We start from the raw sequence: 11,097 nt of genomic DNA on the forward strand, positions 1-11,097 counted from the left end.
ACCTCCGGAAATTGCCGGGCGGCGGCATCGACCGCGTAAAACTCGATGGTGTGCCGGTGGTCCGGTAACGCCAGTTCGATGCGGGTGGTCGGCGCGTCGGCGATATTGAACAAACGCCCGTCGGCGGCCCGCAAGGTCCGCATCCGTTCCGAGATCGTGTCGGCGGCAAGATCGGGCAGGCGCTGGTCGGCCACCAGATACGCCAGTAAGGCTTGCAGTTCGGCCGGCGCCAGTTGGCGGCGACGATCCGCGCCGCCGCCGAACCAGGCGGCGGACCCGGTCAAACCGCCAGCCGCCGTCAATGTCATGAGAGGCGAATCAGCCGACCGGGACCGCTGGCCGCCGGCCATATCGAAACGTAATATCACCGCGTTGGCATCGGCCGGCAACGCATAGTCGCCGGCCCGGGCGGGCGTCGACAACGCCAGACCCAATACCAGCCAGACCCGCGCCGGGAACGCTCGCCACCATCGGCGGGCCGAAGCGCCGGAGGCTCGCCGATGCCGGCCGTTACCAGTGCCGGCCATCAAGCCGACCGGCGTCGGCCGGGCCACCCGCAAAATCCCAGCAGCGCGCTTGCGAACATCCAGAGCGAAGCCGGCAGCGGCACCGGAGCGGTCACGGTGTAGCCGAGGTCGCGGAAGGACTGTATCGTGGTGTTGCTGAGAAACGTGGGCGAATTCAACCAGCCGGTCATCAATTCGTAGCGCATGTCGCGGTCTTCGCCATCGACGATGCCGGTGTCGGCGGCGGCCTTGTCGACCTCGTTCCAATGGCCGTCGGCGGTGCCGCTGCCGCCGCCCAGTTCCACCGGCACGTAAGTGGCGTTGGCTTGACCGAATTCGCTACGATAGGCCGCGACGGCATATTCGCCGGTATATTGACCACTGCCGCTGGTGTACAGGCCGTTGGCTTCCCACAAGGTTCCGAAGCCCAAAACGTGAGCCATCTCGTGTTCGATCACTGATAAGAACGTACCCTTGCTGATCATGTCGGCGATGTCGGCGGTATCGAATTGCATGTCACCCAAACGGGTCAGCGAGTAGCCGCCGGTGCTGTAGCGGTTGGTTCTCCATGTCTGAGTCGGACCCGCCGAGCCCAGGGTTCCGCCGCTGCCGTCGATGGCCGCCGCCGAGGCGCTGATCGTGACGCCGTTGATGCGCTGGTCGGTCACCGCGCTGTCGTAGCCGGTGATGATGGACTCCCAAAAGCTGGCGGCATCTTGGAAATAGCTTTCCTGCTCGCTAGTCAAGCCACTGAAGTTCAAATTGATCTGAAACGACGCCGCGTCGGCCGGACCGGCCGCCAGCATTAAACCGGCGGCCATACCGGCCCACTTCCTTTGATTCCTCATGCTTCCTCCTGATTGGTTTAAAGTCGAGGCAAACCCGCCCCGAAAAATCGGCTTCGGAACGGCTGCGGGCGGATTTTAACCTTTGCGACATGTAAAGCCCGGTTCAGAAAGGTAAATTCAGGTAAAAACCAAACCGGACCACGCCTCGGCCGGAAACGGTCCGTCCACGCCCGACCAGTGCAGCGTTTGCCGGGTTTATAGTACAATTTGCGCCCGATTATCGCCGAGGCGGCGCGCTAACAATCAACAACACAGCAGGTGCAAACGATGACAACGATGGATGACAGAGACGGTTGGATTTGGCTAGACGGCCAGTGGGTAGCCTGGCGCGACGCGAAAGTGCACGTGCTGACCCATACTCTGCACTACGGTTGCGGCGTATTCGAGGGCCTGCGCGCTTACAAAACCGACGCCGGCACCGCGATCTTCAAACTGGCCGAGCATACCGACCGCCTGTACCGTTCCGCGCATATCATGAATATGAAAATGCCGTATTCCAAGGACGAGATCAATCAGGCCCACCGCGACGCGGTCGCCAAGAACAACCTGGACAGCGCCTACATCCGCAGCATGGTGTTTTTCGGCTCCGAAGGCATGGGCTTGCGCGCCGACAACTTGAAAGTCCACGTGATGATCGCGGCCTGGACCTGGGGCGCCTATTTGGGCGCGGAAAACATGGAAAAAGGCATCCGCATCCGCACTTCGTCCTATACCCGCAATCACGTCAACAGCACGATGTGCAAGGCCAAGGCCAACGGCAATTACATCAACTCGATTCTGGCGTTGCAGGAAGCCTTGTCCACCGGTTACGACGAAGCCTTGTTGCTGGACCACGAAGGTTTCTGCGCCGAAGGCAGCGGCGAGAATTTGTTCATCGTCCGTAACGGCAAGTTGTACACCCCGGAAACCACCTCGGCGCTGGAAGGCATCACCCGCGACACCCTGATCACCATCGCCCGCGAGCAAGGCTACGAAGTGATCGAAAAACGCATTACCCGCGACGAAGTTTATGTCGCCGACGAAGCCTTCTTCACCGGTTCCGCCGCCGAAGTCACGCCGATCCGCCAATACGACAACCGCGACATCGGCGCCGGCAGCCGCGGCCCGGTCACCGAAAAATTGCAAGCCCTGTACTTCGATTATGTTCACGGCCGCCGCGCCGACCACAAGGAGTGGTTGAGCTTGGTGTCCTAAGCCGACGTGCCTTCCCCGCATCGCATCCTGGTCGTCGGCCCATCCTGGGTCGGCGACATGGTGATGGCGCAAAGTCTGTTCATCGCCCTCCAACAACAACACCCCGCTTGCCGCATCGACATCCTGGCGCCGGCCTGGTCGTTACCGCTGCTGGAGCGGATGCCGGAAGTACGCAAGGGCATTGCGATGCCCTTAGGCCACGGCCAGTTCGGCTTTGCCGAGCGTTTCCGGCTAGGCCGCCAACTGTGCGGTCGCTACGATCAAGCCATCGTCTTGCCCAATTCCTGGAAATCGGCACTGGTGCCGTTTTTCGCCGCCATTCCCCAACGGACCGGCTATATCGGTGAACTGCGCTGGGGTTTGTTGAACGACGCCCGCCGCTTAGACCGGCAGCGCCTGACGATGACGGTACAGCGCTTCGTCGCGTTGGGCTGGTCCGCAGACGCCAAACAACCGCCGGCTTATGCCTTCCCCAAACTGGCGATAAGCGCCGAGCAACGACAACGCGCCGTAGACCGGTTCGGGATAGCGACCAACACTAAAATCCTGGCGCTCTGCCCCGGCGCCGAATACGGTCCGGCCAAACGCTGGCCGGCCGAGCATTTCGCCGCCGTCGCCAAGGCCAAACGCGCCGAGGGCTGGCAGGTGTGCTTGTTCGGTTCGGATAAGGATCGCGGCATCGCCGAGACCATCAACGATCTGAGCGGCCGGATTTGCCGGAATTTTGCCGGCGCAACTTCGTTGGCCGAGGCGGTCGATTTGCTGTCGCTGGCCAACGTGGTCGTCAGCAACGACTCGGGCTTGATGCACGTCGCCGCCGCGCTGGACAAGCCGGTGATCGCGCTGTACGGCTCCTCCGATCCGGGCTTCACCCCGCCTTTGCACGCCAACGCGCGCGTCCTGACCCTGGGTCTGGACTGCTCGCCGTGTTTCCAGCGCGATTGTCCGCTCGGCCACACTCGCTGCCTGACCGAGATCGCGCCGGAGCGGGTATTGGCGCTACTCGGCGCCTGAGCGGATGAAAATCGCCATCGTCAAACTGTCCGCGCTCGGCGACATCGTGCACGCGATGGTCGCGCTGCAATTTATCAAAGCCGCGCTGCCCGATAGCGAGATCGACTGGATCGTCGAGGCCGGCTTTGCCGGCGTCGTCGAGCACAATCCCCAGATCAACCGAGTCCTGACCGTTAACCTGAAAGCGCTGAAATCGAACAAGGCCGCGATTTTCAGCGAAATGGCCAAGGTACGAGGTTATGCCGCCGCGAATTACGATCTGGTCATCGATGCCCAGGGCTTGATCAAATCGGCGCTGGTCGCCCGCCTGTTGTCGGCGAACTGCGTCGGCTTCGACCGGGATTCAATTCGCGAGAAATTCGCGGCCTGGTTTTATCGGGAAACCGTGGCTTTTCCCTATGATGCCAACACGATAGACCGCAACGTCGCGGTGCTGACCCAACCGTTGGGCCTGGACATAGGTCCCGACCAGATCTTGGCCAAGCAGCCCTTTCTGTACTTCACGCCGCCGATCGCGGAATTAAACGATTACTTCGCGCCGGACCAAGCGAACGTCATTTTGGTGATCGGTTCCACCTGGGCCAGCCGCAATTACCCGTTGGAGCAGTACCTGCAAGTGATTTTCGGCCTGGAAGCCAATATGCTGATTTGCTGGGGTAACAAGCAAGAACACTGGATGGCGCAATGGCTGGCCGAACGCAGCTTGGCGCGACCACTGCCGAAACTCAGCCTCAACGACCTGAAGGCCGCGATCGGCCGTTGCGACCTGTTGATCGGTAACGACACCGGACCGACTCATATGGCCTGGGGTTTGAACCGGCCATCGATTACGCTGTTCGGACCGACGCCGGTCAGCCGGGTTTATCAGACGGCCATCAACAAGGTATTGAAATCGCCGTCCAGTGTCGATCCCTTCAAACTGGACAAGCTGGATTTCTCGATCAATCAAATCAAGGCTGGCAGCGTGGTGGAGTTGGCGAGAAGCTTGCTGCCGGCCCGTGCTAATATCCAACCGGACTGAATTTTCCGCGCGCTTTTAATTGCGCTCGCGTTGCCGCAGGTAATACCGGACAAAGCGGGTAATCGGGTCCGCCAACGACAGTATGCGGACGATGTCGCTCGCCGATACGCTCACCGAGTGTTTGGGCTCGGCGACAAGATCGAGCAACTCCTTCGCCGAATTGGTGACCGGGTTTAGGCTAAGTTTGCCGATGTCGCCGCCCGGCTCGTCTTCGACCACGGCCAGCTCGCCGCCGGCCAATTCGACCAGACAACCGGGCGGCCAAACGCCGAGCGCCCGCACGAAATCGGCCGTCAAATCGCCGTCGAATAGTCGGGCTCCGGCGTTATAAGTGCTTGCCAAGGCTTGCAAACCAGTTATCGCCGGGCGACCGGCGTGTTCCCAGCACAAATCCTCGCAATCGGCGGCCATCGCCGCGATTTGCCCCAGTCGGCTCAAATGGCTCCCGCCAAGTCCGCGCGGATAGCCGCTGCCGTCGGAACGTTCGTGGTGGTACAGCACCATCTCCAATACCTCGGCCGGCACATCGGCAATCGCCAACAACATATCGTGCCCCCATTGCGGATGTTGCCGAAACAAAGCTATTTCGTCGGCAGCCAAGGGTCGTGCCGCTTCGCGTATCGAATCCGGCAGGCGTTGTAGGCCAATATCAAGCAACAGCGCGCCGCAGCCTAAACTTCTTAAGGCCTCGGGCGGCCGCCCCGATGCCAGGCCCCAAGCCAGCGCCAACGCGGCGATGTTGACCGCTTTCGCGGCCGGGTCCGGTTGCGTACCTCGCGCCAGCCGGCCCCAAACCCGACCGGTGTCCAGCGAAACCGCCCGTTCCAGCTCCCCCGCCAGTTTATCGACCGCCGCAAAATCCAGTGTGTTTTCCATCGCCACCCGCCGCAAAACTTCGGCGTGGCCGAGACGAACCGAGGCGTAACAGCCTTCCCAAGTTGTCGTGTCGATATCGGCGTTTACCGGAATCGCGCCGGCCGGCGGGGAGTCGCCGGTATCCTTGCCCTTAGTGGTGTCGATGTACACAAACCGGCAATACTCGCGCAAGGTCGCGATCTGCTTGGCCGAGGTCACCGAAAAGCGCGTTCGAAAAAACGGCAAGTCCAGCCATGTTCGATCGGTATCGACGACATACATCCCGACCTCAAGTTGCTCGACGTTAATTTTTTTGATCATGCCCGCTTTCCGCAGTGCTATTGAGCTCCGGCTAAAGCATAATCCTTGACGAACAGGCCGTCTTGATAATATTGGTTCAGATCCAGTTGGTAATCCTTGGCTCGTACCACCTGCTTGACGGCATAGCGGTTTCCTTGAGGATCGGCGACCGGTTTGGCCAGATCCAGCAACAGCGGCTCGATGTCGCCGTGCCGGCTGTCCTTGACGATCAATATCTTGGGCTTCAAACGATCGACTTTGTTTTGCTCGACCACGATGCCGATTTCGCCGCTACTCAATTCGACGGCATTGCCCTGCGGATAAAAGCCGATACAGTTAATGAATTGCGTGACGTATTGGGCTTCGTAATGCTGGCTCATGCCCTTGACCAGCGTGCCCAACGCAATCAGGTGAGGCTGGCCGCGTTGATAAACCCGGTCGCTGGTCATCGCATCGTAGGTATCGACGACGGCCACCAACTTGGTGAAATCGGACAGCGCCGATTTGTCCAAGCCGCGCGGGTAACCGCGGCCGTTGAGATGCTCATGGTGATTGTGCGCGACATCGACCGAGCCGGGAAATATCCCCCTGGCCGACATCAGCACATTGCGGCCGTACACGGTGTGATTGCGCATGATGTCCAGTTCGAACTGGTCGAGCTTGCCGGGCTTGTTCAAAATCTCCAACGGCACTTTCATTTTGCCGACATCGTGCATCAGCCCGCAAAAGCCGATCTTGTTGAGGTCTTCGACCGAATATTTCAATTCCCTACCGAGCAGGATCGCCAAAATACACACATTCATACTATGTTGCGCGGTGTATTGATCCTGGTCCTTCAACTGCGTCAGCAACAGCATCGTGTCGGGATGTTCCAGCACCTGGTCGACGCATTCGGCAACCGCTTGCTTGACCGCCTCGGTATTGAATTGATTGCCGAAGCGGATATCGTCCAACACGGTCTTAATCAAATTGCCGGCGCGATGAAAGGTGACTGCGGTCTGCTCGAATGAACGGGCAAAACTGAGTTGCTTGCGCGCCTCGGTCGAACGGGTCGGAATGGCGCCGGTGTGGTCTTTCTGAAACTTGACGTCGATATAAACGTAATCGCAAACCGCCTGGATCGCCTGAATATCGGCATGACTGTCGATAACGATGCGCTCCAACATAAACGGATTTTCGCCTTTCGGCGCTTCCAACTCGCATACGCACATTCCGACTCTGAGTTCGTAAACATGCATTCTGATTATTCCGGCTTTATTCGCAGACATAGACCCCACCCAATTCGAGCCGGCATTTTGCAATAGATCGACCGACCTAACACGCATGGATTCGGCAAAATATTGATTTAGCTCGCAGATTTTGCAAATCCGCTGCTGCTCCATGCCTCGATCGATCACGTCGAGGTGCCTTGAGGGCGATGCGATGCCGTCGTCCTTTCCCGATCATCCGCATCACGCGTCGAATGCACGGTGGTGGCGCAAGGCCCCATCCATTTTCATGGACACGACTATAGCCGACACTGGTTTTCCGACAACCTGGAAAACACGATTACACTCGCCGCGGATTGGGTTACACTGCGCACATCGGCGGACCTCCCTGCCTCTCCAGCCACGCCGGCGATCTCCCGGCGCCCAGCTTCGGCCAAGCTCCACCGCACTGTCCGGCGTCCGCGCCGGCCATCAAGAACTACTCTAAATTGTGCCGATATCAGGAGAACACACCGATGTTTCTCAAATCGTTTCGACAATACGCCAATGCGCATCCAACGCCGCTGCTACGAATTCCGCGACGTATCAGCCTGTTTTTGCTGGCCTTCCTGCCATTGTTTGCGATTTCCCAAATTCTGATTTTCATGCAACCCGCGATCTACCGCAGCGAGGCTTCGGTACTGACCAGCGAATCGGCCCAGGTTGACCAACCCCCGGCCGAGGCCGATCCGCAACAGACCGGTATTCAAACCCAGGTTTTGCTCGGCCAGGACATTCTCGATAAAACCGCCGCGCGTCTGAGCGAGCGGTCCGCGCCGGTCGATGTCGCCGATCTGCATAAAATGCTGGGTGCCACGCCGGTGGCCGACAGCAATTTGATTAAATTGCACGCCGAAGGCAACGACCCGGGAAAACTGCAAGTCGTTCTGAACGCCTGGATCGATACTTATCGGCAAATCCGCGCGGACTACATTCGCCAAGTCACCGCTCAATCCACCGCGACCCTGGACGGCGAACTCGATAGGGTGGCGGTATTGCTGGCGGCAAAACGCCGCGAACTCGATCAGTTCCGTCTGACCCACAACATTCTGTCCCAAGAAAGCAGCGACAACCAGGCTCACGCCCGCCTACAGGGCCTGAACGCCTCGTTGAATAGCGCGCTGGAAGAAGAAGCCAAGGCGAAGGCGAAGGTCGAAGCGATCCGCGCCGCGATCGAAGAAGGCCGACCGGTGATTCCAAACGAGGACAGCCGGAGTTTGGCGGTTCTGCAAGAAAATGCGGAACGCTTGCGCGACAGACTGGAAAGCCTGCGCGGCCAGTACACCGAGCAATACATCGATTTTCATCCAACCATGAAAGTCGTCAAACAGCAGCTGAGCGAACTCGATGCCAAGATCAGCGAAAAAGAACGTAGCGGCACCGACTTCATGTTGCAGGAAGCAAATACCGCCTACGTGGCAGCCCGACGCACCGTCGTGGATTTGCAAAAGCAACTGGCGCAGCACAAGCAAAAAGCCGCCGAGTACACCGGGCAATTCGAAAAATATCAGGCGATGCGGCAAGAACTGGAAGGCCTGGAAAAACTGCAGCAAGACACCAAGCAGCGCTTGGCGGACATCGAGGTCAAACAACGCCAGACCCATCCACAGTTGAGCGTGATCGATTGGGCCACCCTGCCGACTGAACCGGTCCGACCGGACTATTGGCTGGCCGCCGCGATTGCACTGGCCGCCAGCGTGGGGGCGGGTTTGTTCGCGGTTTGGCTGGCGGACTATCTAAATCCCAACCCGCCGCTGCGCAATTTGCAAACGATTACCGGCATTCGGGTTTACCCGCACCGGCCGTCTCCGAACGACCGCCGGCAATTGCTGGACCGACGCCGGCCGCCCGACGCCCTGGGCTTCGACCCGTTACAGGCTATTAACGAAGCGCCACGCGAAGACAGCGAGGACCGCCGCCGCGACCGGCGCTAACCCAGCACGGCGCTAACGGCCCCGTTGCCGCCAAATCCAATGTCTCCAGGCGGTTTGCGTACTCGGCCCATCGGAATATGGGCGAAGACCGACCGATCGGCCGGCAATACTTCGTCACCCGAGGTCGTCATTCAACCATCAAGCCAACAGTCTTGCTGTCACTCCGACGTTCTCCAGCCCGTCAGGCGCAGGCCAATCGATAGTAAGCGTCGGCGCGAGCCGCCAACTTGCCGACCACGTCTGGGTCCAGCTTGCCTTCCGCGACGCGCCGGTTCAAGTCCGCCAAGGCCTCTTCCACCGTCACGCTCGGGCGGTAAGGCCGAATCTGAATCAAGGCCTGAAAAATATCGGCCACCGCGATGATCCGGCATTCCAGATCCAGTTCCTTGGGCTGGCTACGGAACGGATAACCGTCACCCACCAGGGTTTCGTGGTGATAGCCGGCCCAAATCGGGATTTTGGAATCGGCGAACACTCGCAGCAAAATCCTGAAGGTATCGTAGCTGTGCCGGTGCATCGTCGCCCGTTCGGCCGGCGTCAAGCCGCCCGGCTTGTTGATGATGTCCTCGGACACGCGCAACTTGCCGATGTCGTGCAATAAGCCGGCGATTTCAATCTGCTCCAGATGGCTGCCCGACAACCCGAAATCCGTGCCCAATTCGCGGGCAATCAACGCCACCCGTTGCGAATGCTCGTCGGTGAATGGGGTCTTGGCGTCGACCACTCGGGAGAACAAGGTCGCCAAGTCTTTGAGCTCCGCCATGTCCAGCAACACCGGCTCCAGACCGGTGCCGATCACGCGCAAATCCTCGTCGAGATACTCCGGCTCCATCGCCAGCCAGAACGCCTCGACCTCCGCCAGTTCGGCAAACGCCTCGACCAGCTCCGGACAAAACAGCAGCCCGGCCAGTCCGCGAATCCGAGCGATGATCGCCGGAAACTCATTGAGTATGCGTTCGCTGTTTAAAAACGGCGCCTGCAACACGTCGATACGGTCGGCCAGAAACAGCAGATTGGTCCGCAAACGCAAGTCCGGCGCCAGCGGTAACTCCAGCAAGGTCCGCCAGCGGGTGTGGTGATAACGAATGTCGTCGGCCAGATGCGCGACCGGCCGGCAGACCGCCAAATACTCGGCGCCGCGCATGCAATGATCCTCGGCGCCTTCCCATTCCAGCGTCTCGGTCAATTGGCGGTGCTCGTGAATCCGCGAAACCCCGCAATCGTGCAACATGCCGGCGTGCAACATCGCGATGCGGTCGGCCGCCGACCAACCCAGGCGATCGGCGACGGCGCGGGCGATCATCGCCACCCGCTTACCGTGGCGGACTTCGTCGACGCCGACCAAGTCGAGAGCGCCGCTCAACGCGGCGATCGCCTCGTGCATATTGACGTGTTGTAGAGTCTTCAAAATCGGCCCCCGCCCGAAATGTGCCGGACTCGAGCTTTAACGCCCGGCCCCGCTTGACTAAAAATCCCGAGCCATTCTAGCACGCGGCCGCGTGGCCCCGCGCCGCCGACAATGATAGAATCCAGCCTTCCTACAACCCGAACCCGAAAGGAAGTCATGAGTCAGATTATTATCGAACACAATCCCAGCGAGGAACGTTTACAGGAATTGGGCGTCTCCGAATGGCCGATCTGGGAAAAAGAAGTATCCAAATTCACGATCGATTTCGACGAAACCGAAACCGCCTATGTGTTGGACGGCGAGATATTGGTGACGCCGGCCGGCGGCGAAGCGGTACGCATCTTACCCGGCGATCTGGTGATTTTTCAAGCCGGTCTGGACAGCCATTGGGAAGTAGTCAAACCGCTGCGCAAACACTATCACTACGATTGAGGCGCGGCCGGTCCGAGGCAAGGAAAAGGCATCCACCGGATGCCTTTTTTATGATGCCGCCTCGAACCCGCCGGGCCACTCCGCTCCGCCGGCAAGGATACTAAGGTAATCCCGCATGGACAATCCACGACCTCCCGAATCCCGCTCCGCCGGCCGGCCGCATTGGCCGACCGCCGCATTGCTGTTCGCGTTGGCCGCCGGCTTCGGCTACTGGTATCTGCCGGCCACCGACCAGCCGGAGAACCGTCCCGGCACGACCGGCGCGGACGAGGCACCGCCGGCCAGCGTTACCATCGCGACCGTCGGTCAAGGCGATTTGCCGATTTATCTGCACGGCC

10 protein-coding genes and 1 pseudogene are annotated in these 11,097 nt (G+C 59.8%); 6 read left to right on the forward strand and 5 right to left on the reverse strand.

The window, feature by feature from the left end:
* A partial coding sequence (locus AC3B8H_RS13985; RefSeq protein WP_488442160.1) for a hypothetical protein occupies positions 1–554 on the reverse strand: 554 nt, incomplete at its 3' end.
* On the reverse strand, positions 527–1,354 hold the full coding sequence (locus tag AC3B8H_RS13990) for a leishmanolysin-related zinc metalloendopeptidase (protein ID WP_488442161.1): 828 nt from the start codon (positions 1,352–1,354) through the stop codon (positions 527–529). The genes AC3B8H_RS13985 and AC3B8H_RS13990, both read right to left, overlap by 28 nt.
* 267 nt (positions 1,355–1,621) lie before the next feature.
* Here AC3B8H_RS13990 and AC3B8H_RS13995 point away from each other — a divergent pair, with 267 nt between their 5' ends.
* The 3 genes from AC3B8H_RS13995 to waaC are packed head-to-tail and all read left to right on the forward strand — an operon-like array spanning position 1,622 to position 4,583.
* Positions 1,622–2,548 carry a branched-chain amino acid transaminase gene (locus AC3B8H_RS13995; protein WP_488442162.1) on the forward strand — a complete coding sequence of 309 codons (927 nt, stop codon included), beginning with the start codon at positions 1,622–1,624 and terminating at the stop codon, positions 2,546–2,548.
* A gap of 57 nt (positions 2,549–2,605) precedes the next feature.
* Positions 2,606–3,562 (forward strand): lipopolysaccharide heptosyltransferase II, encoded by a 957-nt coding sequence (gene waaF / locus AC3B8H_RS14000; RefSeq protein ID WP_488442169.1) that lies wholly within the window; start codon positions 2,606–2,608, stop codon positions 3,560–3,562.
* A gap of 4 nt (positions 3,563–3,566) precedes the next feature.
* A complete protein-coding gene (waaC, locus tag AC3B8H_RS14005) occupies positions 3,567–4,583 on the forward strand; it encodes a lipopolysaccharide heptosyltransferase I (RefSeq protein WP_488442163.1) in 1,017 nt (338 codons plus the stop codon).
* Positions 4,584–4,598: 15 nt separating this feature from the next.
* On the opposite strand, the gene AC3B8H_RS14010 is transcribed toward waaC, so the two are convergent.
* Both AC3B8H_RS14010 and AC3B8H_RS14015 read right to left on the reverse strand, forming a co-directional pair.
* Positions 4,599–5,759, reverse strand: a complete 1,161-nt coding sequence (locus tag AC3B8H_RS14010) for a cyclic di-GMP phosphodiesterase (protein WP_488442164.1) — start codon at positions 5,757–5,759, stop codon at positions 4,599–4,601.
* A gap of 17 nt (positions 5,760–5,776) precedes the next feature.
* A complete protein-coding gene (locus tag AC3B8H_RS14015) occupies positions 5,777–6,976 on the reverse strand; it encodes an HD-GYP domain-containing protein (protein WP_488442165.1) in 1,200 nt (399 codons plus the stop codon).
* Between the two features lie 485 nt (positions 6,977–7,461).
* On the opposite strand from AC3B8H_RS14015, the gene AC3B8H_RS14020 reads away from it, so the two are divergent.
* On the forward strand, positions 7,462–8,919 hold the full coding sequence (locus AC3B8H_RS14020; protein ID WP_488442166.1) for a GumC family protein: 1,458 nt from the start codon (positions 7,462–7,464) through the stop codon (positions 8,917–8,919).
* A 181-nt stretch (positions 8,920–9,100) separates the two neighbouring features.
* Here the strand turns inward: AC3B8H_RS14020 and AC3B8H_RS14025 are convergent, their stop codons facing one another.
* The gene (locus tag AC3B8H_RS14025) at positions 9,101–10,327 is read right to left on the reverse strand and encodes an HD-GYP domain-containing protein (RefSeq protein WP_488442167.1); all 1,227 of its coding nucleotides are present in this window, start codon (positions 10,325–10,327) and stop codon (positions 9,101–9,103) included.
* A gap of 156 nt (positions 10,328–10,483) precedes the next feature.
* Here AC3B8H_RS14025 and AC3B8H_RS14030 point away from each other — a divergent pair, with 156 nt between their 5' ends.
* Both AC3B8H_RS14030 and AC3B8H_RS14035 read left to right on the forward strand, forming a co-directional pair.
* Entirely contained in the window at positions 10,484–10,759 is a 276-nt protein-coding gene (locus AC3B8H_RS14030) for a cupin domain-containing protein (RefSeq protein WP_488442168.1), read from the forward strand.
* A gap of 115 nt (positions 10,760–10,874) precedes the next feature.
* A pseudogene (locus tag AC3B8H_RS14035) lies at positions 10,875–11,097 on the forward strand (hypothetical protein); the annotation flags it as partial.

It is taken from the genome of Methylomonas sp. BG-2 (assembly GCF_057766305.1).